This window comes from Dactylosporangium sp. NPDC051087 (assembly GCF_055586325.1).
This window is the reverse complement of the sequence record NZ_JBVJIJ010000006.1, coordinates 18713-43101: the sequence shown is the minus strand read 5'-3', so window position 1 is coordinate 43101 and position 24389 is coordinate 18713. Positions and strand designations below refer to the sequence as shown.

General features: G+C 72.8%; 19 protein-coding genes. 6 read left to right on the top strand and 13 right to left on the bottom strand.

The window, feature by feature from the left end; all coding sequences use genetic code 11:
• Nucleotides 1-134: 134 nt before the first annotated feature.
• The 4 genes from ACZ6TV_RS13230 to ACZ6TV_RS13215 form a co-directional block, all read right to left on the bottom strand.
• A complete protein-coding gene (locus ACZ6TV_RS13230; protein ID WP_465297382.1) occupies nt 135-3746 on the bottom strand; it encodes a hydantoinase B/oxoprolinase family protein in 3612 nt (1203 codons plus the stop codon).
• 34 nt (nt 3747-3780) lie between these two features.
• Nucleotides 3781-4377: an HdeD family acid-resistance protein gene (locus tag ACZ6TV_RS13225; protein ID WP_465297381.1), complete on the bottom strand. Its 597-nt coding sequence runs from the start codon at nt 4375-4377 to the stop codon at nt 3781-3783.
• Between the two features lie 87 nt (nt 4378-4464).
• A complete protein-coding gene (locus tag ACZ6TV_RS13220; RefSeq protein ID WP_465297380.1) occupies nt 4465-5067 on the bottom strand; it encodes an HdeD family acid-resistance protein in 603 nt (200 codons plus the stop codon).
• A gap of 136 nt (nt 5068-5203) precedes the next feature.
• Nucleotides 5204-5572 carry a hypothetical protein gene (locus ACZ6TV_RS13215; RefSeq protein WP_465297379.1) on the bottom strand — a complete coding sequence of 123 codons (369 nt, stop codon included), beginning with the start codon at nt 5570-5572 and terminating at the stop codon, nt 5204-5206.
• 346 nt (nt 5573-5918) lie between these two features.
• Here ACZ6TV_RS13215 and ACZ6TV_RS13210 point away from each other — a divergent pair, with 346 nt between their 5' ends.
• The 3 genes from ACZ6TV_RS13210 (at nt 5919) to ACZ6TV_RS13200 (ending at nt 10152) form a co-directional block, all read left to right on the top strand.
• Entirely contained in the window at nt 5919-8525 is a 2607-nt protein-coding gene (locus ACZ6TV_RS13210; protein WP_465297378.1) for a cation-translocating P-type ATPase, read from the top strand.
• A gap of 160 nt (nt 8526-8685) precedes the next feature.
• On the top strand, nt 8686-9735 hold the full coding sequence (locus ACZ6TV_RS13205) for a cation diffusion facilitator family transporter (protein ID WP_465297377.1): 1050 nt from the start codon (nt 8686-8688) through the stop codon (nt 9733-9735).
• 63 nt (nt 9736-9798) lie between these two features.
• Nucleotides 9799-10152: an ArsR/SmtB family transcription factor gene (locus ACZ6TV_RS13200; RefSeq protein ID WP_465297376.1), complete on the top strand. Its 354-nt coding sequence runs from the start codon at nt 9799-9801 to the stop codon at nt 10150-10152.
• Between the two features lie 205 nt (nt 10153-10357).
• Here the strand turns inward: ACZ6TV_RS13200 and ACZ6TV_RS13195 are convergent, their stop codons facing one another.
• The 7 genes from ACZ6TV_RS13195 to ACZ6TV_RS13165 all read right to left on the bottom strand — a co-directional run bounded on the left by ACZ6TV_RS13195 (nt 10358) and on the right by ACZ6TV_RS13165 (nt 17398).
• Nucleotides 10358-11422, bottom strand: a complete 1065-nt coding sequence (locus tag ACZ6TV_RS13195; RefSeq protein ID WP_465297375.1) for a HupE/UreJ family protein — start codon at nt 11420-11422, stop codon at nt 10358-10360.
• Nucleotides 11423-11486: 64 nt separating this feature from the next.
• Nucleotides 11487-12098, bottom strand: a complete 612-nt coding sequence (locus ACZ6TV_RS13190; protein WP_465297374.1) for a hypothetical protein — start codon at nt 12096-12098, stop codon at nt 11487-11489.
• A gap of 643 nt (nt 12099-12741) precedes the next feature.
• Entirely contained in the window at nt 12742-13902 is a 1161-nt protein-coding gene (locus ACZ6TV_RS13185; RefSeq protein WP_465297373.1) for a hypothetical protein, read from the bottom strand.
• On the bottom strand, nt 13899-14402 hold the full coding sequence (locus tag ACZ6TV_RS13180; RefSeq protein WP_465297372.1) for a SigE family RNA polymerase sigma factor: 504 nt from the start codon (nt 14400-14402) through the stop codon (nt 13899-13901). Before ACZ6TV_RS13180 ends, ACZ6TV_RS13185 begins: the two co-directional genes overlap by 4 nt.
• A 243-nt stretch (nt 14403-14645) precedes the next feature.
• On the bottom strand, nt 14646-15713 hold the full coding sequence (locus ACZ6TV_RS13175) for a PucR family transcriptional regulator (RefSeq protein WP_465297371.1): 1068 nt from the start codon (nt 15711-15713) through the stop codon (nt 14646-14648).
• A complete protein-coding gene (locus ACZ6TV_RS13170) occupies nt 15706-16482 on the bottom strand; it encodes an ABC transporter permease subunit (RefSeq protein WP_465297370.1) in 777 nt (258 codons plus the stop codon). The genes ACZ6TV_RS13175 and ACZ6TV_RS13170 overlap by 8 nt, the downstream gene beginning before the upstream one ends.
• The gene (locus ACZ6TV_RS13165; RefSeq protein WP_465297369.1) at nt 16472-17398 is read right to left on the bottom strand and encodes an ABC transporter ATP-binding protein; all 927 of its coding nucleotides are present in this window, start codon (nt 17396-17398) and stop codon (nt 16472-16474) included. Before ACZ6TV_RS13165 ends, ACZ6TV_RS13170 begins: the two co-directional genes overlap by 11 nt.
• A 183-nt stretch (nt 17399-17581) precedes the next feature.
• Between ACZ6TV_RS13165 and ACZ6TV_RS13160 the strand changes: the two genes are divergently transcribed.
• The 3 genes from ACZ6TV_RS13160 (at nt 17582) to nhaA (ACZ6TV_RS13150) (ending at nt 21452) form a co-directional block, all read left to right on the top strand.
• On the top strand, nt 17582-18469 hold the full coding sequence (locus ACZ6TV_RS13160) for an ABC transporter ATP-binding protein (protein ID WP_465297368.1): 888 nt from the start codon (nt 17582-17584) through the stop codon (nt 18467-18469).
• Nucleotides 18466-20034: a hypothetical protein gene (locus ACZ6TV_RS13155; protein WP_465297367.1), complete on the top strand. Its 1569-nt coding sequence runs from the start codon at nt 18466-18468 to the stop codon at nt 20032-20034. Before ACZ6TV_RS13160 ends, ACZ6TV_RS13155 begins: the two co-directional genes overlap by 4 nt.
• 77 nt (nt 20035-20111) lie before the next feature.
• Entirely contained in the window at nt 20112-21452 is a 1341-nt protein-coding gene (gene nhaA, locus ACZ6TV_RS13150) for a Na+/H+ antiporter NhaA (protein ID WP_465297366.1), read from the top strand.
• A 21-nt stretch (nt 21453-21473) separates the two neighbouring features.
• Here nhaA (ACZ6TV_RS13150) and nhaA (ACZ6TV_RS13145) read toward each other — a convergent pair whose 3' ends face one another.
• Nucleotides 21474-22775 (bottom strand): Na+/H+ antiporter NhaA, encoded by a 1302-nt coding sequence (gene nhaA, locus ACZ6TV_RS13145; RefSeq protein WP_465297365.1) that lies wholly within the window; start codon nt 22773-22775, stop codon nt 21474-21476.
• 184 nt (nt 22776-22959) lie between these two features.
• Nucleotides 22960-24231, bottom strand: coding sequence for an MFS transporter (locus ACZ6TV_RS13140; RefSeq protein WP_465297364.1), 1272 nt, complete (start codon nt 24229-24231; stop codon nt 22960-22962).
• Nucleotides 24232-24389: the final 158 nt, after the last annotated feature.

The window sequence follows — 24389 nt, the reverse complement described above, 5'->3', positions numbered from 1 at the left end:
GGCACAGGCACGCCTCTATCGAACCGGGGATCGCGACGGTCAGGGAGACGCTGCCGAAAGGGGTAATGGCAGTAACTCCCAACGAGAAGAAGGAGCGCGCCCGTAAGCGGCTCCGGGTGCGACGGGCCGCGCGCTCACGTGGTGCCGTACCCGCCGCCGCCGGGGGTCTCCACGACGAGGACGTCGCCTGGCTGGACGTCGACGGAGCCGCAGCCGGCGAGGTGGACGACGCTGCCGTCGGCGCGTTCCACCCGGTTGGTGCCGAGGGCGCCGGGCGCGCCGCCGGCCATCCCGTACGGTGGCACCCGCCGGTGGCCCGACAGGGTGCTGACGGTCATCGGCTCGAGGAACCGGATGCGGCGTACCGCGCCGTCGCCGCCCCGCCACCGGCCGGCGCCGCCGCTGCCGTGCCGGACGGCGAACCCGTCCAGGAGCACCGGGAAGCGCCATTCGAGGACTTCGGGGTCGGTCAGCCGGGAGTTCGTCATGTGGGTCTGCACCACCGGGGCGCCGTCGAACCCGTCGCCGGCGCCCGATCCGGAGGCGACGGTCTCGTAGTACTGGTGCCGTTCGTTGCCGAAGGTCACGTTGTTCATCGTCCCGGACCCTTCGGCCTGGACGCCGAGCGCGGCGTAGAGCGCGCCGACGATCGCCTGCGACGTCTCCACGTTGCCGGCGACGACGGCCGCGGGGTAGTTGGGGGCGAGCATCGAACCGGCGGGCACCACGATGCGCAGCGGGCGCAGGCAGCCGTCGTTGAGCGGGATCTCGTCGGTGACGAGCGTCCGGAAGACGTACAGCACGGCCGCGGTGACGACCGACGAGGGTGCGTTGAAGTTCGTCGCCAGCTGCGGTGACGAGCCGGTGAAGTCGATCGTCGCGCTCCGGCCCGCGTGATCCACGGTGATCCGTACGGCGATCGTCGCCCCGGAGTCCATCTCGTAGCGGTACCCGCCGTCGCTGAGGGCGTCGATGACGCGCCGTACGGCCTCCTCGCCGTTGTCCTGGACGTGCCGCATGTACGCCCGCACCACGTCGAGGCCGTAGTGCTCGATCATCCGGCCGACCTCTTCGACGCCCTTGGCGTTCGCGGCGATCTGGGCGCGCAGGTCGGCGAGGTTGGTCGCCGGGTTCCGGGACGGGTAGGGCGCCTCCGTGAGCAGCCGGTGCGTCTCCTCTTCGCGGAACCGGCCGTCCTCGACGAGCGGCCACGTGTCGAACAGCACGCCCTCCTCGTGGACGTCGCGGCTGGTCGCGGGCATGGAGCCGGGCGTGAGCCCGCCGATCTCCGCGTGGTGCCCCCGGGAGGCCACGTAGAACAGCACCCCGGATCGGCCGGCGTCGAAGACCGGGGTGACGACGGTGATGTCGGGCAGGTGGGTGCCGCCGTGGTACGGGTCGTTGATCGCGTACACGTCGCCGGGCCGCATGCCGGCGCCGCGGCGGCGGATGACCTCCTTGATGCTGGCGCTCATCGAGCCGAGGTGGACGGGGATGTGCGGCGCGTTGGCGATGAGGCTGCCGTCGGGGTCGAACAGCGCGCACGAGAAGTCCAGCCGCTCCCGGATGTTCACCGACTGGGCGGTCGACTCCAGCCGGGCGCCCATCTGCTCGGCGATCGACATGAAGAGGTTGTTGAAGATCTCCAGCAGCACCGGGTCGACCCGGGTGGTCGCCTCGGCCGCGTCGCCGCCCGGCCGGGTCCGTTCCAGGAGCAGGTGGCCGAGCTTCGTCACCGCGGCCCGCCAGCCGTCGTCGACCACGGTGGTCGCGTCGGCCTCGGCCACGACGCCCGGGCCGACGACGGTGTCGCCGGGGCGCAGGCGCTCCCGCTCGTGCAGTGGCACCTGCTGCCAGTCGCCGCCGGTGTACAGGCGGGTCGCGCCGCTCGGTGCTGCGGCCGGGCGGTCCGGCGGGCCGGCGGGCTCACCCAGCAGGGACAGGTCCGGGGGGTCGGTCAGCCCGACGGCCTCGACGGAGACCGCTTCGACGATGAGCGGCCGGTCCATGAGGTACGCGTACATGCGCCGGTACGCCGTCCGGAACGCCGCCGCCATCGTGTCCAGGTCGGTGAGCTCGACCGGCAGCGCGGTGTCGGTGCCTTCGAAGCGCAGGTGCGCGCGCCGGTGCACCCGGATCCGCCGGGCCGGGACGTCCTCGTCCAGCAGCTGCGCGCGGGCCGCGCCCTCGAGGGTGTCCGCGACGCCGGTGAGCCGGCGCATGACCGCGGGTTCCAGGCGGCGCTCCACCGACTGTTCGCGCATCGCGGTGGTGTCGGCGAGGCCGATGCCGAGCGCGGACAGCACCCCCGCCATCGGCGGCACGAGCACGGCGCGGATGCCCAGCGAGTCGGCCACCGAGCACGCGTGCTGCCCGCCGGCTCCCCCGAACGTCGTGAGCACGTATCCGGTGACGTCGCGGCCCTGCTGCACCGAGATCCGTTTGACCGCGTTGGCCATGTTCGCGACGGCGATCTGCCGGTACCCCTCCGCGACCTGCTCGGGTGTGCGCTCGTCGCCGGTCTGCCCGGCGATGGCCGCGCTCAGCTCGGCGAACCCGCGTCGTACCAGGTCGGCGTCCAAAGGCTGGTCGCCGTCGGGTCCGAAGACGTGCGGGAACGTCGAGGGCTGGATCCGGCCGAGCATCACGTTGGCGTCGGTGATGGTGAGCGGCCCGCCGCCGCGGTAGCAGGCCGGGCCGGGGTCGGCGCCCGCGGAGTCCGGTCCGACGCGGTAGCGGGCGCCGTCGAAGTGCAGGACGGACCCGCCTCCGGCCGCGACGGTGTGAATGTCGATCATGGGGGCGCGCAGTCGTACCCCGGCGATCTGGGTGTCGAAGATCCGCTCGTACTGGCCGGCGTAGTGCGACACGTCGGTGGAGGTGCCGCCCATGTCGAAGCCGATCACCTTGTCGAAGCCGGCGAGCTGCGACATGCGGGCCATGCCGACGATGCCGCCGGCCGGGCCGGACAGGATGGCGTCCTTGCCCCGGAAGTGCCCCGCTTCGGCCAGGCCGCCGTTGGACTGCATGAACATCAGCCGTACGCCGTGCAGCTGTCGCGCCACGGCATCGACGTACCGGCGCAGCACCGGCGACAGATATGCGTCGACGACGCTGGTGTCGCCGCGCGGCACCACCTTCATCAACGGGCTCACCTCGCTGGAGCACGAGACCTGGTCGAAGCCGATCCGCTCCGCCAGCTTCCCGATGTCGCGTTCGTGCGCCGGGTACAGGTGGCTGTGCAGGCAGACCACGGCGGCCGCGCGGACGCCGCTGTCGTGCGCCTGCCGCAGGTCGTCGGCCAGCCGGTCGAGGTCCGGTGCGCGCAGCACGGTGCCGTCGGCCGACATCCGTTCGCCGACCTCGATCACCCGCTCGTACAGGACTTCCGGTGGCGCGATGTGCCGGTCGAAGATGCGTGGCCGGTTCTGGTAGCCGATGCGCAGCGCGTCGCCGAAGCCTTCGGTGATGACCAGCGCGGTGCGTTCGCCCCGGCGCTCCAGCAGCGCGTTGGTGGCGACCGTGGTGCCCATCCGCACCGCCTCGATCCGGTCCGCCGGAATCGGCGCCGTGTCGGGGACACCGAGCAGCGACCGGATTCCGGCGACCGCCGCGTCGGCGTAGCGGGCCGGGTTGTTCGACAGGAGTTTGCGGGTCACCAGCCGGCCGTCGTCCGGCCGCCTGGCGACGATGTCGGTGAACGTGCCGCCACGGTCGATCCAGAACTGCCACCGTCCGCCTGCCACCGGGCCCTCCCGGGTCAGGGCACCGACGGCGGTGTCATGCCCGTACCTGCGGCGGCAGGCCGGACTCGACGGACCGCAGCCGCATCGCGAGGGCGACCTCGCCGGCGCCGATGGCCACCGCGCCGATGCCGCTGACCAGCACCAGCGCGGTCAACGACGGTCCCGGCCAGAGCATGAACGCGATGCCGATGAGGACCGAGACGATCCCGAGCGCGCTCAGCCAGCCCCGTGTCGACTCCTTCGCCGGCATGGCGATGAGCAGCATCGCGAAGCCGCTCAGCAGCCACGCCAGGCCGAGCAACGTGGCCAGCACCACCACTCCGCGGTCCGCGTTGCGCACACAGGTGATCCCGGCCGCCAGCAGTACCACCGCCATGACACCGGCCATCATCCGGCGTGAGGAGCTGACGTCCGACCGCAGTGCCGTCACCGCCCGCATCACGCCGAGGACGATGAGCCAGATCCCGGCCACGACACCGAGCAGCCGCAGCGTCTGGCCGGGCCAGACGAGCACCGCCAGCCCGAACAGCACCGTGACGATGCCGAGCAAGAGCACCTGCAGATAGTCCTCGGCGAACACCGAGGTCCGGTCTTTGCGGGCACCGCGCTGATACCAGTGCGTCGTCGTCATCGTCCAACCCCTCACGCCGGAACATCCTCGCCTCCCACCGTCGGGCGACGTCCAGCGACGGAACTCACCCCACCGGCATGATCCACATCAGTACCGTCCCACCGGTGACCCCCGCCTGCGGCGCTCAGCCGATCGGGTGGGCCGGCGGTGTTGCTGCAGCGCGAAGACGATCTCTGCGGCGCCGATGATCACCGCGGTGACGCCCGTGAGCCACACGACCCCGTGCGGCGAGATCTGGGGCCAGGTGAGGAAGAGGAAGCCGACGACGACCGAGGCCGCGCCCAGCACGAGCAGCCACACCCGGACGTTCCCCTTCGAGAACAGCCCGAACAGCACCTGGGCGAAGCCGCTCAGCATCCACGCCAGACCGAGGACCACCGCCAGCGCGATGACCCCGGCCACGACGTTCCGGATGCACGCGGCGCCACCGAGGATGAGGACGACGCCGAGAACACCGGACAGCAGCCCGTCACCCACGCCGTGGGCCCGCCAGATCGCGCGGACGATGCGGAGCACCCCGGTCGCGATCAGCCAGATACCGGCGAGGGTGCCGAGCAGCCGCAGGGTCGCGTCGGGCCACACGAGCACCGCGACGCCGAACAGCACGGTGACCACGCCGAGCGCGAGCACGTGCCGGACCGGCATGGCCGCGCCGGGCGGATCGCCGTGCTGGCCCGGAACCGCGGTCATGGTCCCTCCTGCTGCAGCCGACATCCCGCAAACCCCACATTTCTCCCCCACGCGGTGAGGCGCCCTCATCCTGCGCGGGTGACCCCCTGAGGCCGGCAGGAACGACGACCTCAGCGGGATGGCGAAGACAGGTCGTTCAGGACGGTCGATGAACCCAGACGTCCACCTCGGTCGGCAGTTCCAAATCCCCCACGCTGATGACCGCCCGGACGTCGCCGGGCGGCGCGACTTTACAGACCAGGTAGCGCTGTCCGATCGGCTCAGCGATGCGAAGAAGGCCGTCGCCCAGCCGGAGGAGGCCGTCGAACACCCGGCGGCTGCCCGTCAGCACGTGCTCATCCGGCCCGACCCACAGGCGGACTGTGACGGGTGCTTCCGTCGCCTCGACTGCGACCAGCACGTGCCGGCTGCTCCACGACGCCCCGGCGTCCCCGGGCATCCCCTCGACATCGGTCCAATCCGGATCGGACGCGCCGACAACGATGAAGAACCGGCCGACCAGCATGCTCAGGCACGCAAGCGCCCGCGGCGCGTCCCCGCGGCTCAGCTGACCCGCTCTTCCAGGGACCCGGCGAACGCCCGGACCACGTCGTCGACATCGGTCAGCTCCGCGGTGCCGTCCCGCTGTTCGAGGACATATGACACGCCACGATCCTACGCGGAAGGGCTCGGACGGATACGGCTCAGCGCTCGCGCCACCTGGCGGGTGGTGACCTCACCCCGCTGCTCGCCGTCCCGACCCGACGGGCACCCGTTGACAGGCCAGGAGGCCCTGGTCCGTGGTGGTCGTCCGGGAGCACGGTGGACGGAGGAACGGTCCCGTTGGGCAGCCGGCACGGAAGGGTCCGACGATGGGTAGCGACCTGCGAGACACCCGTACCGCGGTGGCCGGGCTGTCGTGCTCGGAGGCTGCGGCGCGGCTCGAACGCGACGGGCCCAACGCGCTGCCCGCGACGGCACGCGTGCCCGTGTGGCGACGGGTGGTCCTGCAGTTGCGGGATCCGCTCATCGTCGTGCTGCTGGTGGCGATCGCGTTGACGGTCTTCACCGGCGACTGGACCGACGCGGCCGTCATCGCGTTGGTCATCGTGGTCAACACCAGTGTCGGTGTCGTGCAGGAGGTCAAGGCAGATCAGGCGATCACCGCGCTCGCCACGATGACCGCCCCCGAGGCCCTGGTGGTGCGCGACGGGCAGCGGCGTCCGATCCCGGCGACCGGTGTCGTCGTCGGTGACCTGCTCGTCCTCGCCGAGGGCGACATCGTCCCCGCCGACGCCACCGTCGTGGAGGCCGCCGCGCTGCTGGTCGACGAGGCCGCCCTCACCGGCGAGTCCGTCCCGGTCGACAAGGCCGCGGCCGAGCCGGGCGCCGGGGACTCCGCGGAGCGCGTCTCGTCCGGGACCGTCGTGGTCCGCGGCAGGGGCATGGCCGTGGTGACCGCGACCGGCCCGCGCAGTGCCATGGGCCGCATCGCCGCGCTGATGGCCACCGGCTCCGGTCTGACGCCGCTGCAGCGCCGCCTCGCCGGGGTCGGGCGGGCCCTGGCCGGCGTCGCCGTGGTGCTGTGCACGGTGGTGCTGGCGTTGGGCCTGCTGCGCGGTGAGCCGCTGGAGCTCATGGTCGTCACCGCGATCAGCCTTGTTGTCGCCGCCGTACCGGAGTCGCTGCCCGCCGTGGTCACCCTCGCCCTCGCCCTCGGCGCTCGGCGGATGGCCGCCCGCCATGCTCTCGTCCGCCGCCTGCCCGCCGTGGAGACGCTCGGCTCGGTCACCGTGATCGCCACCGACAAGACCGGTACGCTCACCGAGGGCCGCATGGTCGCCCGGCGGTTGTGGACCCCGGCCGGGGACGCCGACGTCGACGGTCAGGGCTACGCACCCGAAGGCGCCGTCCGCCGCGCCGGGCTGCCGGTCACCGCGCGCACCGCCCCCGACCTCGCCGGCCTGCTGACCAGTGCCGCGCTGTGCGCCGACGCGAGCCTGCGCCCGCCCGACACCCCCGATGGTGACTGGACCTCGCTCGGCGACCCCACCGAGGCGGCGCTGCTGGCCGCCGCCGCCAAGATCGGCCTGGACGTCGCCGCCCTGAAGGCGGCGCTGCCCCGCATCGGGGAGCTGCCGTTCGACAGTGACCGCAAACGCATGACCACCGTCCACCACCAGCCCGGCGGCCGCGCCGGCATCATCTGCAAAGGGGCGCCTGAGGTGCTGCTGCACCCGGCGTTCCTCGACGAGCCGGCCGACCTGATCGCCCGGGCCGCCGCGCGGGCCGACGCGCTGGCCGCCGACGGTTACCGCGTCCTGGCGGTCGCGCGCGCCGACCGCCCTTCCGCGCCGGCCACCGGAGACTGGGAGCGCGGGCTGCGGCTGCTCGGCCTCATCGGCATCCAGGACCCGGCCCGCCGGTCCGCGGCCGCCACGATCGCCGCCTGCCGGCGGGCCGGTATCGCCCCGGTGCTCATCACCGGTGACCATCCCGCCACGGCCCGCGCGGTCGCCGTCGAGACCGGCATCATCGCACCCGCCGACCAGGTCATCGACTGCCGTCGCACCGGGCCGCTGCCGCTCGCCCGGGTGTACGCCCGTGCCACCCCCGAGCAGAAGCTCGACATCGTCACCGCCCACCGCGACGCCGGTGACGTCGTCGCCATGACCGGTGACGGCGTCAACGACGGGCCCGCGCTGCGCCGCGCCGACATCGGCGTCGCCATGGGCCTGCGCGGCACCGAGGTCGCCCGCCAGGCCGCCGACCTCGTCCTCGCCGACGACGAGCTGGCCACCGTGGTCGCCGCCACCGAGGAGGGCCGCCGGGTCTACGCCAACATCCGCCGTTTCCTGCTGTACGGCCTGTCCGGCGGCGCCGCCGAGATCGCCGTGATGCTCGCCGGGCCCTTCCTCGGCCTGCCGCTGCTCCTGCTGCCCGCCCAGATCCTCTGGGTCAACCTGCTCACCCACGGCCTGCCCGGCGTCGCCCTCGGCAGCGAACCCGCGCCGCCGGACGCCATGCGCCGCCCGCCGCGCCCGCCCGCGGAGTCCGTGCTCGGCGCCGGACTCTGGCAGCGCATCCTGCGCGTCGGCGTCGTGATCGCCGCCGTCACCCTCGGCATCGCGGTCTGGGCCCACGCCACCGACCGGCCCTGGCAGAGCATGGCCTTCTTCGCCCTCGGCGCCACCCAGCTCGCCGTGGCGCTGGGGTCGCGTGCGCGGCCCGGTACCCGCGCCAACCCGATGCTGCTCGTCGCGGTCGCCGCCGCCTTCATCCTGCAGGTCGCGGGCCTCTACCTGCCGGCCCTCAACGACCTGCTCGGCACGCAGCCGGTGCCGATCCTGGACCTGCTCGGCATCTGCGCGCTGTCCAGCCTCGGCTACGTCGCCATCCGCCTCGATCGCGTCGTGCACCGCGGGAAGCCGCCTACAGCAGGTCCCGATGGTCCTTCCACCAGGAGTAGAGGACAGTGAGCGCGTCGTTTCCTGTACTCGGTCACGGCCAAATGCCCTGTGGTCGCGGCGGTGCCGATCACTCCGGTGCCGCCGCAACCACAGAGCAGTACCTGGCAGTTGCGTCGCGTTGGCAGTTGCAACATTGTCGCGTGCGTACATGAGCACATATCATGCGGGCATGAGCGAGGAGCGTGGACACGAACACCACGGGCACGACCACGGCCATGAGCACGCGCACGGTCACGCCGCAGCTCGCTGGACGGCGGTGCGGCATCGGCTCGGACACCTGCTGACGCCGCACTCGCACGACGCGACGGACAAGGTCGACAGAGCCCTGGAGTCGTCGAGGGAAGGCATCCGTGCCCTGTGGATCTCGCTGCTGGTGCTCGGCGTCACCGCTGTCGCGCAGCTGGCGATCGTGCTGGTGTCCGGGTCGGTGGCGCTGCTGGGCGACACGCTGCACAACATCGCCGACGCGCTGACCGCGGTCCCGCTCGGGGTGGCGTTCATCGTCGGCCGCCGGCTGGCCAACCGCCGGTACACCTACGGGTACGGCCGTGGCGAGGACCTCGCCGGCATCCTCATCGTGCTGACCATCGCGGCGTCGGCCGCGCTCGCCGGGTACGAGGCGGTCAACCGGCTGCTGCACCCGGCCGACGTGACGCACCTGCCGTGGGTCGCGGCCGCGGGCGTGGTCGGGTTCGTGGGTAACGAGGTCGTCGCGCGGTACCGCATCCGTATCGGCCGGAAGATCGGCTCGGCGGCGCTCGTCGCGGACGGCCTGCACGCCCGCACCGACGGGTTCACCTCGCTCGCGGTGCTCCTCGGCGCCGGCGGTGTGGCCGTCGGCTGGCGGTGGGCGGACCCGGTGGTCGGGTTGACGATCACGGCCGCGATCTTGTTCGTGCTCAAGGACGCGGGGCGGGAGGTGTACCGCAGGCTGATGGACGCTGTCGACCCGGCGCTGGTCGACGTCGCGGAGCAGACCCTCGCCGGAACGCCGGGCGTGCGGCGGGTCGCGGCGCTGCGGATGCGCTGGGTCGGTCACCGGCTGCAGGCGGAGACCGACGTCGTGGTGGCCGACACACTGACGGTGGTGGAGGCGCACGCGATCGCCCTGGAGGCCGAACATCGGCTGCTGCATGCGGTGCCACGGCTGACCGCGGCGACGATCCACACCGACCCAGACACGGTGGATGCGCACGTTGCCGTCGCGCACCACCGGTAGTCCGACGGCGCGCACTTCCAGCCGCTGAACTGAGGTGCCGAGCCAGCCTTACCATATGTGCTTGTGTATGCACCTGACGATACGCCGGCCGACGACACCGGCGAGTCACCGACGGACGCGCAGGTCGACGTGGCCGTGACGGCGTTGCGGATGCTCGCCGATCCTACCCGGCTGCGGCTGTTGTGGGCGTTGCGCGACGGCGAGCTCGACGTCACCACGCTGACGGCGATCGTCGGCGCGGCCCGGCCGGCGGTGTCGCAGCATCTCGGCAAGCTGCTCTTGGCGGGACTGGTCCGCACCCGCCGGGACGGAAGGCGGGTGTTGTATCGGGCCGCGGGTGGACACGTCCGCCGGTTGGTGACGGAGGTGCTGTACGCCGCGGACCATCACCTCACGGGCGCGCCGGAGCACGACTGACGGCGCCAGTTGAGGCCCCGTTTCGTGGGCGTCGTGGGGCATGGTGAACGGGCCTGGATCCGCCATACCGGCTGGAGTGGAGGGTGGCAGCCTGGCCCCGCGGTGTCGCGGGTGCGCCACAGCTCCGCGGGTTCACCCGGACGTAGCGGACCGGTCCGTTGCCGGCGCCCCACGGGGTGGGGGCGCCGGACGGGCGGCATCGCGGCTATTCCGCGGTCTTGGACCGGGGGTCGGCGAACCACGCTTTCGTGAACTGTTGCAGTACGGGCAGGTCGAACGCGGTGCAGGTGAGCGTGCCGCGCACGTGGGTGGCGGTGAGCACCGCGGTCTGCTCCGGGCGCGGCCCGGCGGTGACCTTGTTGCCGTCCTTGCTCGTGATGAACGTCCGCAGCTGGTCGAGCTGGTTGGTGGGCAGCGTCGGCTGGTACTGCACGATGACGAACGCGTCGCCGAGGACGTGCCCGAAGTCCTTCAGCGGTGACGTCTCGGTGGGTTCGTAGAAGTCCTTCGCCGGGTGGCCGCCCTGCCCGATGGGCAGCGTGTCGACGCGTTCGCCGCTGCCGCACGGCCCGGACGCGACGGCCGGCGCGGGACGGTCGACGCGGTCGATGACGACGAGGACGGCGGCGAGGATGCCGAGCACGATGATGGCGGTGGAAGCGACCCGCTGCGCCTGTTCGGAGGTGAACCGGGCCGGCAGGTAGCTGGCGATGAACGCGACGGCGAGCAGCGCGATGACCTGCCCGCCCTCGATGCCGACGTTGAACGCCACGATCCGGGTGAGGCTGGCGACGCCGTGCACGTCGATGTCCTGCAGCCGGGTGGCCAGGCCGAGGCCGTGGATGAGGCCGAACCCGAGGACCGTGGCACCGAACAGCCGCCAGTGCAGTACGGTCTTCGGCCGGGCGAGCAGGGCGACGACGCCGACGAAGACGACACTGGCGCCGATCACCAGGTCGACCTTGGTGGGGCTGACCCGCCACTCGGTGATCGCGGCGGTGATGAGGGTGATGCTGTGCCCGAGGGCGAACAGCGACACGTACGCGGCGGCCCGGCGGATGGTGCCGGCGATGAGCGCGACACCGGCGACGAACAGCAGGTGGTCCCAGCCGAGCAGCATGTGGGTGATGCCGAGCCACACGAACTCGGGAACAGACTTGTCGGCGGCGCCGTTGACGCCGTGCGCGGACGCGACGCCCGGCAGCAGGAGGAGGAGCGCCAGGGCGGTGCCGGTGACGGCGGTGCCCCGGCGCAGGACGGATCGATGCATGAAGGCCTCTCGGGGTTTCCCGGGCACGGCGGAGCGCCGCCCGGACGGACGTTGGAAACCAGCGCTATGCGGGACTTCCCAACATCGGCGGGGCACGGCCCGCCACCCGGAGCAGGGACCAGATCGAGTCGCCGCCCGCCGCCGTGCCCACGACGGCACGCACCGGATCGGGCCGGTGGAACAGCCGTGGGGTCGCCGCCGCGGCGGCGACCCAGATCCGTTCGACCGCGGCACGCCACAGCAGCGTGCTGACCACGCCGGCGGCGCCGTGCACCGCCAGGCCGAGCAGCAGCACGACCGGCGGCGGCACGACGTGCGTGTCGGACAGCGCCCAGGCGCCGGTCTCCGCGGCGAGAAACGCGCCGGTGGACCAGAGTCCGGCCGTGCGGGCGAGCCGCCGCCTGCCCGCGACCGGCAGCCGCCCGCCAGCGGCGAAGGCGGCGGCAGTGACCGCGAGCAGCGACGTCGCCGTGAGCGCGAGCGCCACGACCACCGCCGCGAGCTCGGCCGCGTGGACGTGCGCGACGCCACCGGTGATGCCGTGCGCGGCCTCGTGCCGGTGCGCGAGCACCCGGGAGACGACGAGGTGCGCGGTGCTCCAGCCGAGCGCGCCGGCCGACACCGCGGAGGCGGCGACGAGTGCGCGCGCCGTGAGCTGCCGCTGCGTCGTGCTCACCTCCCGCACTGATTCCGGCCGCCGCAATCGTACGGCGTGGCCGGAACCCCTCGATGCGGCCTTTCGGCCGAAGTCCACCTGACCAGCCTGCCACCGCAGGGCATCCGGAAGAAACTCTGGGCTGCCAGCGAGGGCCAGGTCGCCGTCCTGCAGAAGTTCCTCAACGAGGAGTTCCCGGAGTCCGGCGCCTACACGCTCTCCTCGGCGAACTCAGCGTGGTCTGCTCGCCGGGCTGATCGAACGACACCGGCAGCACAAGCGTCTGGCTGCAATCCGTGAGGTCGTGCTCGACTCCACGAAGAACGAGAATGACATCCAGCGCCTCATCAAGAACGAGGCATGGCTGTTCGGCGGCCGGTACATCGGCATCGCCACTCGCCGCAGGCTCACGACGGTGCAGGCGCCTTGGGTCGCACCGAACCTCGCAGCGAGGGTGATGGCGGACGCTTCCATGTGCGTACGCGTCGGGGAACCTGATCGTTGGACCGTCTGCGACACTTCGGTGAGCGGCCGGGTCTGCCGGTCCGGGACTCTGATGAGTCGCTGGTAGGAGCAGGCCGTCGCGACGAGGTGTTGTCCGGGTCCGGGACGGCGACAGCCGAAGGGCCGACCGGGCCCGTCGGCTGCCGCCGGTGCTGCGACGTCAGCAGCCCTTCCAGACCACCGGCCTGGGGCCGCCGTCGCCAGTGGTCCAGCCGACGATGGTGTGACCGTCGCCGACGGCGGTCTTGGCCGCACCCCGGACGGCGCCGGGCGGCATCGGCAGGGTGACGATGGTGCCGTCGCGCCACAGGCCCGGGGCGTCCTGGCCGACCCGGCCGAGGACCGTGCCGTCGGGGGCCACGCCCTCGGCGGCGGTCTTGAAGCCGTGGTCCAACGAGCCGGTGCGCAGGTTCCAGCGGACGTTGACATCGGTCGCGGTGAGCTCCGCTTTGCCGTCCGCCCCGCCGCGGCTCGTCGACGCGGTGCCGATCGCCCAGTCGCCGGCGACCGCCCGGGCCTCACCGCCGCGGTAGCCGTCGGGGACGGGGAGCGCCTTTCCGGTGCCGTCGGCCGCCCAGCGGTAGGGCTTCTCGCGCTCGCCGACCGTACCGACGGTGGTACCGTCGTCTGTGATCCCGACCGCCCACGTGTCCTTGCTGCCGGCCTGCAGCAGCCGGGGCTGGCCACCGCCGGCCGGCCACACGACGGCCCGCGCGGCCGACCCGGCCAGGAACACGCCGCCGACCACCTCGCCGCGGGCGTTGACCGCGGTGGCGTCGGTCAGCTCCCCGCCGGCGGGCATCGGCAGGTCGACGACGGCGCCATCCGTGATGACCGCCGCTCGCCGGTCCTCCATCCGGCCGTGCTCGCCGACGACCAGGCCCGACGCGTTGACCGCGACCGTGCGGAAGTCGGCCGGCAGCAAGGTCGGCCGGCCGTCCGTCCACAGGATCGACACCGCCGGCGTCGAGTCGTCGTCCGGATAGCGCACCCCGATGATGTACCGCCCGTTCGGGTCCGCCCCCACGATCGAGGCGCCGGTGACTCCGGCCGGCAGTGGCAGCGTCATCACCGCGCAGCCGGCGGCCGCAGGCGCCGAGGTCGCCGGGACCGGGTTCGCCGGGACGGTCGGCGGCCCGGCCGGCCGCGCGATCAGGGCCACGGCCACCGCCACCACGGCCACGGAGGCCGCGGCCCCGGCCGAAACGGCCGCCCGCCGCCGCCAGTGGGACCGCCTGGCGTGGGCCAGCACGTCCTCGGCCTGCAGGCGCGAGACGCTGGAGACGCTGCGGGCATAGTCCCGAAGCTGCTCGTCGATCATGACACGCTCCAGGTCGTCGACGGGATCCAGCGGCGCAGCGAGGTCACGGCGTAGGAGGTGCGGCTCTTGACCGTCCCTTCGGACCGCCCGATCAGCCGGGCGACCTCGGCGACCGGCAGGTCACACAGAAAGCGCAGCACGACGACGATCCGCTGCTGCTCCGGCAGCCGGTCGATCGCCTGCCTGACGAGCAGCTGCTCGTCGACGAGCCCATACCCGCCGGGCGCGGGCCCGTCCGGCACGGCAGCCCGCAGCAGCACCCGCGACCACGGCCGGCGCCGGTCGGCGAGGCAGGCCCGGACCACCATGGTGTGGACATAGGCGTCGAGGTTTTCGATCTCACCGGTGCGACCCCAGCGGCGGTACAGCACGGTCAGCGCGTTCTGCACCGCGTCATCGGCCCGGTCCCGGTCCCCGAGCACCAGGTAGGCGACGTGGTGCAGCCGCGGTATCCGCGAACGTACGTACTCGACGTACTCGAGCTCCTGATCAGCGCGCACGAACCGTCCCTTCCGCGATGGCCTTCACGAGAGACGATGCCCGCGGCCCGCCCGCCGGTTCGAAACTCGTCGAGACCATCCGGGTCCGCCGCAGTACTACGACAACCCATGTCAACGCGAACATATCGAACTGACGTTTGATCACCTGGCCGCTGCCCATGTCCGGCGCGGGCGCGGCACACATGGGCACATGCGGCTTGCCGGCCCGTTACCGGCTGGCCGATGCGGAGGTCACGTCGGAGGCTATGGCCATCCGAGGAGGCGGGCGCCGAGGACGGCGGCCTGGAGGGTGAAGCGTTGGGTGGGTTCGCCGGGGTGGTAGCCGGTGAGTGCGTGGATGCGGTCGAGGCGGTAGGTGACGGCCCGCACGGACAGGTGCATCTGGCGGGCGGTTGCGGTGTGGTTGCCCTGGTTGTCGAAGAGCACGGCGAGGGTGTCCAGGTACGGCTGGGCGCCGCCGCGGGCGGTGACGAGCGGCCCGAGGACGGTGTCGACGAGGTCGGTGATGGCCGCCCGGTCGCGGAGCAGGACGGGGAAGACGAGCAGGTCGGCGGCGTTGAGCACCGGGGTCGTGAAGCCGAGTTTGGCGGCGTGGTCGAGGGTGCTGCGGGCCTCGTCCAGGGAGATGGCCAGTCCGGGCAGGCCGGGATGGGCCCGGCCGACGGCGAGTTGCCAGCCGCTGGCGCCGAAACCGGTGACGAGGAGGTGGGCCAGCTCGGCGGCGATGCCGCGCAGACCGCCCGCGCTGATGCAGATCAGGTCGCGGTCGCGCAGTGTGGTCAGGATGTTGCCTTCGCCGAAGCGTGCGGCGAGCGCGGCGTCGACCCGTTGAACGAGTTCGGTCGTGAAACCGGCGGCGGCGCGGGCGACGAGCACGACGTGGGTGGCGGACAGGCGGATGCCGTACCGGTGCGCGCGTTCGGCCAATGTCCCCGGGTCGGCGCGGCCGGTCAGCAGCTCGTTGACGAACGCGGTGCGGTGCTCGTCATGCCGGGCGAGCTCGGCGTGGGTCTGCCGGGTGTAGCCGTCCAGCGCGGCCGCGAGCAGCGCCCGGGCGGTGCCCAGCAGCGCGGTCGCGCGGTCGTGCACTTCTGCCGCGCTGCCCGCCGGGGCCGGTAGCGTGTGGCGCCACTGCCCGGCGACGGCGTGCAGGACGCCGTCGACCAGGTCGGGCAGCTGCAGTCCGAGGTCCGCGGCGCGTGCGCCGAGCGCCGCGGCCGCCGCGGGCTGCCGGTCGGGCAGGGTGCCCAGCAGTGTGGTGCAGGCTTCGGCGAGCCAGGGTGCGTGCGGGGCCGGTCGCGGTTCAGACACCGACGTCGCGGCGGTCGAAGACGACGATGCCGATGGCCGCGGTGACGGCGGCGACCGTGACCAGGGCGAGCAGCTGCGGCGGGTGCCAGCCGGTGTGCAGCGGATCCGTGCCGATGAAGTAGTGGAACGGCGAGAGCAGGCGCAGCCAGTGCCAGCCGTCGAGCATGCCTCCGATCGCGTTGGCCATGTACGTGGCGACCGCGACGACCCCGGTGACGGCCAGGACGGTGCCGCGCCGACCGGTGGCGGCGCCGACGAGGAACGCGATGCCGGTGAAGCACCAGGCCAGCGCGACCAGGCCCACGCAGGCGGCGGCGACGTTGGACAGCGGGATGTTCATGCCGACGGCGGGCACGACGAGGGTGAGCACCAGCCACGGGACCACGGCGACCGCGGTGATCGCGGCGGCCGCGGCGGCCAGGCGCTGCCCGGCGAACTCGGTACGTGCCAACGGGTTGGCCAGCAGCAGTTCCATCCCGCCGTCTTCCTCGGGGCGGGCGATCGTGCGGGCGGCGAGGGTGACGGCGCACATGAGCACCAGCAGCGGCCCGATCAGGCTGAAGACCGTGGCCTGCAGGTAGCCCGCCGGGGACAGCATGTCGGCGATGCCCAGGAAGTCGAGCATGCCCTTGGGCAACGCGTCCTGTTTGAGTTCGGCCGCGCCCTGGAAGCTGGTGTAGAAACTGGTGTAGATGGCGGTGAAAGCGGCGACGCCGAGCGCCCAGCCGATCACCGCCCGGCGGTCGTCCCGCCAGGACTTACGCACCATTGCGGGCAGCATCGCCGGTCTCCTCCGAGTGGTAGTAGAACGACAGGAACGTCTCCTCCAGGTCGGGCTCGGCGGAGAGCAGATCGACGACCTCGTGCCTGGCGGCGGCCTTGATCAATGGGTCGAGGCGGCCGTCGACGGTGCAGGTGAGCACCGGGCCCGCGACGTTCACGTCGCTGACCCCGGGCAGGGCGCTGAACTCGGCGGCATCGACCGGGTCGTTGAAGTGGATCTCCACGGTGCGCACCGCACGCCGGCCGAGGGACTCGACGCGTTCGACCGCGGCGAGCCGGCCGTCCCGCACGATCGCGACCCGGTCCGCGGTCTGCTGCACCTCGGCGAGGACGTGTGAGGACATGAACACCGTCTGACCGGCGGTGCGCGCGTCCCGGATCATCGCCAGGAACTCGTGCTGGACGAGGGGGTCCAGGCCGCTGGTCGGTTCGTCGAGGATGAGCAGCGCCGGCTGGTGCATGAACGCCTGCACCAGGCCGACCTTCTGCTTGTTGCCCTTGCTCATGGCGTGCACCTGGCGGGACAGGTCCAGGTCGAGCCGGTCGGCCAGTGCGCGCACCTGTGACCACGGCACGCCGCCGCGAGCGTCGGCGAAGAACCGCAGCAGGGTGTCGGCCCGGTCGCGGCCGGGGAACGCGAGCTCGCCGGGCAGGTAACCGATCTGCCGGTGCACGGTCGCCTTGTCCCTGCGCGGGTCGAGGCCGAGGATGCTCGCGCGTCCTCGGGTCGGTCGCAGGAAGTCCAGCAGCAGCCGGATGGTGGTGGTCTTCCCGGCCCCGTTCGGCCCGAGGAACCCCATCACCTCCCCGGCGCGGACCTGCAGGTCGAGACCCTCGATGCCGCGGCGGGCGCCGTAGAACTTCGTCAGGTCCTCGGCATGCACGGCGATGTCGCTCGTCATACCCCACATCCTCGCCTCGGTGCCGTTGCGAGCTCCAGGTCAGGTCCCGGCCGACTTCCGGCCGTGGCCGTTGCCGGGTTCCGGCAGAGCCTTCCCTCGGGGGTACTCCGGGCGTACGGTCGACGCAGGTGTGCCGGGAAGTCTGGTCGGCGGTCATGTCGCCGACGCCGCCGGGAGCCTGCCGTGGACGCACCTGCCCTCTGTGCCGAGCACCTGTCCAAACGGTACGGGCGGCTGACCGCCCTCGACGCGCTCGACCTGGAGGTCGGTGCCGGTGAGGTGTTCGGGTTTCTCGGCCCGAACGGCGCGGGCAAGTCCACGACGATCCGGCTGCTGCTCGGCCTGATCCGCCCGACCGCGGGCCGCGCCCGGATCTTCGGCGTCGACGCCGCCGATGTGGCGCGTGCGCACCGGTTCCTGGCGTACGTACCGGCCGACGTGGCGCTGTGGCCCGCGCTGACCGGTGCGGAGGTCCTGGAGCTGCTGGCCAACACCGGGCCGGGCACCGACCTGGCGTACCGCGACCAACTGGTCGAGCGGTTCGGGCTCGACGTGTCCAAGCCGGGCCGGGCGTACTCCACGGGCAACCGGCAGAAGGTCGCGCTCGTCGCGGCGTTCGCGACCCGGGCGCCGCTGCTGATCCTGGACGAACCGACGAGTGGCCTGGACCCGCTGATGGAGCGGGAGTTCCGCCGGGCGGTGGCGGAGGCCCGCGAGCGGGGCCAGAGCGTCTTCCTGAGCTCGCACCAGCTGGCCGAGGTCGAAGCGGTCTGCGACCGGGTCGGCATCCTGCGCGGGGGCCGGCTCGTCGAGGTCGCCGCCGTGCGGGACCTGCGCCGGTTGCACCGCACCGAGGTCGAGGCGACCTTCCCGGGGACGGTGCCGGACCTGTCGACGGTCCCCGGGGTGCAGGCCGTGCAGCACGCCGGCGACGGGCGGGTGCGGTTCCTGCTCACCGGTCCGCCGGCCGGCGCCCTGCGGGTGCTCGCAGCCGCGGACGTGACCGGTGTGCGGATGCGCGAACCCACCCTCGAGGAGATCTTCCTCGACTACTACAGCGACCCCCGATGAACGTGGTGCGGCTCGCCGCCCGCCAGGTGTGGAAGGGTGCGGCGACCGTCGTCACGCTCAGCGCCGGCATGACCGCGGCCGTCGTCGGCACGTACCGCGGCACCGTCGGCGACACGCTGGACCGTGAGGCGCTGCTCGCGCTGGCCGGGAACCCGGCGGTGCGGACGTTGTTCGGTGAGCCGGTCGCGCTCGGCACGGCGGGCGGGTTCACCGCCTGGCGGACCGGCATGTTCCTGTCCGTGCTCATCGCTGTCTGGGGTGCGCTGGCCACGGTCCGGATCACTCGCGGCGAGGAGGACACCGGCCGGTGGGACCTGCTGCTCGCCGGACGGGTCCCGCTGGGTCAGGCGGTCGGCCGGCACGTCGCGGTGGTGGCGGCCGTCGCGCCCGTCGCGGGTGCCGCCGTCGCCGGGGTCCTGGCCGGCGCGGGCACACCGGCGGCCGGTGCGGCGCTGTACGGTGCCGGGCTGGCGCTCATCGGGTGGTTCGCCGTGGCGGTCGCCGCCCTCGCCGCGCAGGTGCTGCCCAGCCGGGCCGCGGCGAGCGGCGCTGTGATGACGGTGCTCGCCGCCGCGCTGCTCGCGAGGATGCTCGGTGACGGCGTGCTCGCCGAGCTGCGGTGGTGGACACCGTTCGGGCTGGTGGCGTTGACCCGGCCGTTCGACGCCGACCGGGTGGCGCCCCTGGCCGTGCTCGCCGCCGCGACGGGTGTGGTGCTGCTCGCCGCGGTCGCGGCCGCGGCCCGACGCGATCTCGGCAACGGTCTGGTCCAGGCGCACGGTGGCCGGCCGGCACGACTGGCGCTGCTCAGCTCGGTCCAGGCGTTCGCGGTCCGCCGCGACCGGTGGCCGGCCGCCGGCTGGGCGGCCGCGATCGGTGCGTACTTCCTGCTGATCGGCTACCTCGCCGCACCGATGACCCGGTTCCTGCGGGACAACCCACGCTTCGCCGAGCTGGCCGCGCAGGCCGGGTTCGCCGGGCTCGACGCCGTCACCGGCTACGCGGCCACGATGTTCGCGCTCCTCGCCGTCCCGATGGGGGTGTTCGCCGCGGTCCGGGTCGGTGCGCTCCGAGAGGACGAGACCGCACGGCGGCTGGACCTGCTCTACGCCGGGCCGGTCGGCCGTGTCCGGGTCCTGGCCGCCGAGACGACTGCGGGCACGGCCGGTGTGCTCGCGCTCGCCGTGGTCACGGCGACCGCGGCGTGGGCCGGCGCGGCCGTCTCCGGCGCCGGGCTGCCCCTGGCCGACGCCCTCGCCGGCGTCGCCAACATGCTGCCGGTCGTGCTGCTGTGCACGGGCGCGGGGGTCGCGGCGCTGGGCTGGTTCCCCCGGCTCACGGTGGCGGTCGGCACGCTGCCCGCCGTGGGTGGGTTCATCCTCGACGTCGTCGCCGAGAGCGCCGGCGCGCCGGACCGGGTCGCCGCCGCCTCACCGTTCCGGCATCTCGCGCTGGTACCGCGTGAGCCACCGGACTGGACATCGACCGGTGCCATGCTCACGGTCGCGACGGCGCTGTGGCTCGCTGGGGCCGCCGGGTACCGGTGCCGTGATCTTGGTGGCTGATCACGGCACCTTGCGGGTAAGCTGGGCAACGGTGTGCCGGGAAGTCTGGTCGGCAGTCGTATAAGACTGCCCGGAGGATGCCTGTGACCACATCGTCCCGTTTCACGCTGTTCGGCCGCGGTTCCTGGCCGGAGGCCCGCCGCATCGGCGACGTGCTGCGCACCGAGACCATCGGCGGCGCGTTGCTGCTGACCGGTGCCGTCATCGCCCTCGTCTGGGCGAACTCGCCATGGTCGGCCTCCTACGAGGCGGTCCGCGACTACACGGTCGGACCAGCGGCGCTGCACCTCAACCTGTCGATCGCCGCGTGGGCCGCCGACGGCCTGCTCGCGATCTTCTTTTTCGTCGCGGGTCTGGAGCTCAAACGCGAGTTCGTCGCCGGTGACCTCCGTGACGTGCGCCGCGCCGCCGTCCCGGTCGCCGCCGCGGCCGGCGGCGTGATCGTGCCGGCGCTGCTGTACACCGCGATCACCGCCGGCGCCGGAGCCGGCGCGACCCGCGGGTGGGCGATCCCGACCGCGACCGACATCGCGTTCGCCCTCGCCGTCCTCGCTGTCATCGGCCGGCACCTCCCGGCGGCGCTGCGCACGTTCCTGCTCACACTCGCCGTCGTCGACGACCTCATCGCGATCGTCATCATCGCCGTCGTCTACACGTCGCACCTCGCGATCCTGCCGTTGCTGGCGGCCCTGGTACCGCTCGCCGCATTCACCGTCCTCGTCCAACGCCGGATCCGGTCCTGGTGGCTGCTGCTGCCGCTGGCCGCCGCGACCTGGACCCTCGTGCACGCGTCCGGCGTCCACGCCACGGTCGCCGGTGTCCTCCTCGGCTTCGCCGTGCCCGTGCTGCGCAGCGACAAGGCCGGCGGGCCGGACGCCGGGCCAGGGCTGGCCGAGCACTTCGAGCACCGGTTCCGCCCGCTGTCCGCCGGTGTGGCCGTGCCCGCCTTCGCGCTGCTGTCCGCGGGCGTCACCATCGGCGGGCTGTCGGGGCTCACCGACGCCTGGACCGACCGGGTCGCGGTCGGCATCATGGCGGGCCTGGTCGTGGGGAAGGTCGCCGGCATCCTCGCCGGCACCTGGCTCGTCGCCCGCTTCACCAACGCCCGCCTCGACGACGGACTGCGCTGGATCGACGTCGTCGGTCTCGGCCTGCTCGGCGGGATCGGCTTCACCGTGTCCCTGCTCATCGGCGAGCTCGCGTTCGCGCCGGGCAACACCCGCGAGGGCTACGTCAAGGTCGCGGTCCTGACCGGGTCACTCCTCGCCGGGCTGCTGGCGACGGTGCTGCTGCGCCTACGGAACCGCACCTATGCACGGCTGCACGAGGCGGAGACCACCGACGCGGACCACGACGGCGTCCCGGACGTCTACCAGGCATCGCCTGACCGGGCCACGGAACCGGTCACCGGCGCCTGACCCGCGCCCCCTGCCCCCGGTTCAGCTGGCGGGGTCGTCGCGCCCGTAGACGTCCGGCACACCGTCCTCATCTGCGTCGAACTCCTCGATCTTGCAGATCCGGCGGTAGTGCACGTTGCGGACGCGCAACACCAGCGCCGCGAGGACCGCCGAGGTCAGCGAACCGGTGAGGATGCCGAGCTTCGCCGCCGCGTCCCGGTCGGTGCCGGTGCCGAACGCGAGGTCGCCGATGAGCAGGGACACGGTGAACCCCACTCCGGCGAGCACCGACAGCCCGAACACGTCCCACCAGCTCAGCTCCGCGGCCAGGCGGGCACGGGTGAAGCGCTGCACCAGCCAGGTGGTGCCGAGCACCCCGCCCGTCTTGCCCAGCAGCAACGCGGCCGCGACACCGACGGTGACCGGGTCGGTGAGCCGAGCCGCGAGTGGCGTGTCGCCGACGACCGTCACCCCGGCGGCGAAGAACGCGAACACGGGGACCGCGACCCCGGCGGACACCGGCCGCCACCGCCGTTCGAACTGCTGCGCCAGCTCGACGCCGCTGCCGTCGGGCCGGCGACGGACCGGGACCATGAAGCCGAGCAGCACCCCGGCGATCGTGGCGTGCACCCCGGACTCGTGCACCAGCAGCCACGTGGCCACGGCCAACGGCAGCAGTAGCCACCCGGAGCGCACCTGCCGCTGGGTCAGGGCCGCGAACAGCCCGAGCGGGACCAGCGCCGCCGCGAGCGCGGCCAGGCGCAGGTCATCGGTGTAGAACACTCCGATGACGGTGATGCCGAGCAGGTCGTCGACGACGGCGAGGGTCAGCAGAAACGTCCTGAGGGCCGCCGGCAGGTGGGTGTTGATGACGCTGAGGACCGCGAGCGCGAACGCGATGTCCGTTGCGGTCGGCACCGCCCAGCCGGCCTTTGCGGCCGGTTCACCGGCATTGACCGCGACGAAGACCAGCGCCGGGACGATCATGCCGCCGACCGCGGCGAGGACGGGCAGCACGGCGCGGCGCGGGTCGCGCAGGTCCCCGGCGACGAACTCGCGTTTGAGCTCGAGCCCCGCGACGAAGAAGAAGATCGCGAGCAGCCCGTCGGCGGCCCACTCGGCGACGGCCAGGTCCAGGTGCCACGCGTGCGGACCGAGCCTCGCCGCGCTCAGCGCGTGGTAGGCGTCCCGCCACGGCGAGTTGGCCCAGATCAGCGCCACGACCGCGCCGACGAGCAGCAGCGTGCCCCCGACGGTCTCCGCACGCAGGATGTCGCCGATCCGCTCGACCTCACGCCACGTGCCGCGTCCCAGCAGGAACTGCGATCGGCGCGGCGACGACATGAGCCTCCTCGGGAAGGGTCGGCAAAACCATCGCCGACCAGACTTCCCGGCACACCAGTCGAAATCCTAGACGATGATCGGTGCCGCGGTGATCAGCCCGAACCAGATCTCGATCCCCACGTCGCCGGTGCCCTGGTATCCGCCGACCTCGAGCTTCGGCAACGCCGGCCGCTCAACGGCCCGCTCAGTCGGCCACCGGCAGGTCACGGCCCAGGCGTACCAGCGGAGACACGATCATCAGCAGGGGCGACAGCATCATGCCGGCGGCGGCGACGAGGATGGCGGTGCGCAGCCCCAGTTCGCCGGCCAGGAAGCCGCCGAGCAGCGACCCGAGCGGGGTCAGGCCCATGCCGGCGAACGTGATCGTCGCGGAAACCCGGCCCTGCATGCGGTCCGGGGCGGCGGCCTGCCGGATCGCCATGACGGTGACGTTGACGAGTTGGCCGAAGGTACCGAAGACGAAGCTGATGCCGATGAGCACCGGCAGCGTCGCCGCCGCGCCGCCGTGCACCAGCGGCACGAGCAGCATGACGCCGTCGCCGATCGTCGCCGCCGCCACCAGGAGCACGCCGTAGCCGATTCTGCCCGGCAGGTGCGCGGCGAGCAGCGAACCGGCGAGCGCGCCCGGCCCGGCGGCCGCGAGCACGATCCCCACGGCGCCGCCGGACAGGTGCAGTTCCCTGGGCAGGAAGATCAGGTACGCGGTCATCACGGCCGCGAAGGAGAACTGGAACGCTGCCGACGCCAGGCACACGGCCCGCAGCGACGGGTGCCCCAGCACGAACCGGACGCCTTCCCGGATCCTGGAGGACCCGCCGGCGTGCGCCGGGACCGTTTCGTGGTGCCGGATCCGTGCGATCGACCCGAACGACAACGCGAACAGCAGCGCGTTGCACGAGGCCGCGATCGGCGCCGACAGCATCGACACCAGCGCTCCGCCGAGGGCGGGGCCGCCGATCTGCGCCGCCGACCGGCTGCCCTCGACCGCGCTGTTGCCGAGCAGCAGCTGGTCGCGGCGCAGCATCCGCACGATGAACGTCTGGTACGCCACATCGAACAACACCGACAGTGTCCCGACGGCGAACGCCGCGACCAGCAGCGCCGGCAGCCCCAGACCACCGGCGAGCGCGGCCACGGCGACGACGACCAGCGCGACGGCCCGCCCGAGGTCCGCCAGCACCATCACCTGGCGCGCCCGCCACCGGTCGACCCAGGCGCCGATGAACAGCGTCAGCAACAGCAGCGGCGCCTGCCCGACGGCGCGCAGGACTCCGAGCTGGCCGGCGTCGACGTGCAGGGTCAGCACGGCCAGCAGCGGCAGGATCACCACGCTCGCATGCTCGCCGAGTTGCGAGGCGGTCTGGCCGTACCAGAGCCGGCGGAAATCGGCGTCCCGCCGGAGGGTGGACGGAACGGGTCGCTGGGCGTTGGGCACAGCGGAGGACGTGGTCGGCACGGAAACACCCCTTGGATAGCCGAGGACAACGACCCGCCGCCCGCTTCCGCATCTGCGTGAACGGTCCGAGCGGGAACTGCTCGCTGTGCCGCGCTATCGAAGGCAGCACGCGATTGACGGGCCGCTTACGGCCCAACCGTCAACGCGTGCTCGGGCGA

What these genes read in the sequence shown, in the direction of transcription:
- ACZ6TV_RS13170 (WP_465297370.1), bottom strand. Translation starts at nt 16,482, where the DNA reads ATGGTGCGTAAGTCCTGGCGGGACGACCGCCGGGCGGTGATCGGCTGG.
- nhaA (WP_465297365.1), bottom strand. Translation starts at nt 22,775, where the DNA reads ATGTCGTCGCCGCGCCGATCGCAGTTCCTGCTGGGACGCGGCACGTGG.
- ACZ6TV_RS13165 (WP_465297369.1), bottom strand. Translation starts at nt 17,398, where the DNA reads ATGACGAGCGACATCGCCGTGCATGCCGAGGACCTGACGAAGTTCTAC.
- ACZ6TV_RS13215 (WP_465297379.1), bottom strand. Translation starts at nt 5,572, where the DNA reads ATGCTGGTCGGCCGGTTCTTCATCGTTGTCGGCGCGTCCGATCCGGAT.
- ACZ6TV_RS13155 (WP_465297367.1), top strand. Translation starts at nt 18,466, where the DNA reads ATGAACGTGGTGCGGCTCGCCGCCCGCCAGGTGTGGAAGGGTGCGGCG.
- ACZ6TV_RS13195 (WP_465297375.1), bottom strand. Translation starts at nt 11,422, where the DNA reads ATGCATCGATCCGTCCTGCGCCGGGGCACCGCCGTCACCGGCACCGCC.
- nhaA (WP_465297366.1), top strand. Translation starts at nt 20,112, where the DNA reads ATGCCTGTGACCACATCGTCCCGTTTCACGCTGTTCGGCCGCGGTTCC.
- ACZ6TV_RS13210 (WP_465297378.1), top strand. Translation starts at nt 5,919, where the DNA reads ATGGGTAGCGACCTGCGAGACACCCGTACCGCGGTGGCCGGGCTGTCG.
- ACZ6TV_RS13205 (WP_465297377.1), top strand. Translation starts at nt 8,686, where the DNA reads ATGAGCGAGGAGCGTGGACACGAACACCACGGGCACGACCACGGCCAT.
- ACZ6TV_RS13220 (WP_465297380.1), bottom strand. Translation starts at nt 5,067, where the DNA reads ATGACCGCGGTTCCGGGCCAGCACGGCGATCCGCCCGGCGCGGCCATG.
- ACZ6TV_RS13225 (WP_465297381.1), bottom strand. Translation starts at nt 4,377, where the DNA reads ATGACGACGACGCACTGGTATCAGCGCGGTGCCCGCAAAGACCGGACC.
- ACZ6TV_RS13185 (WP_465297373.1), bottom strand. Translation starts at nt 13,902, where the DNA reads ATGATCGACGAGCAGCTTCGGGACTATGCCCGCAGCGTCTCCAGCGTC.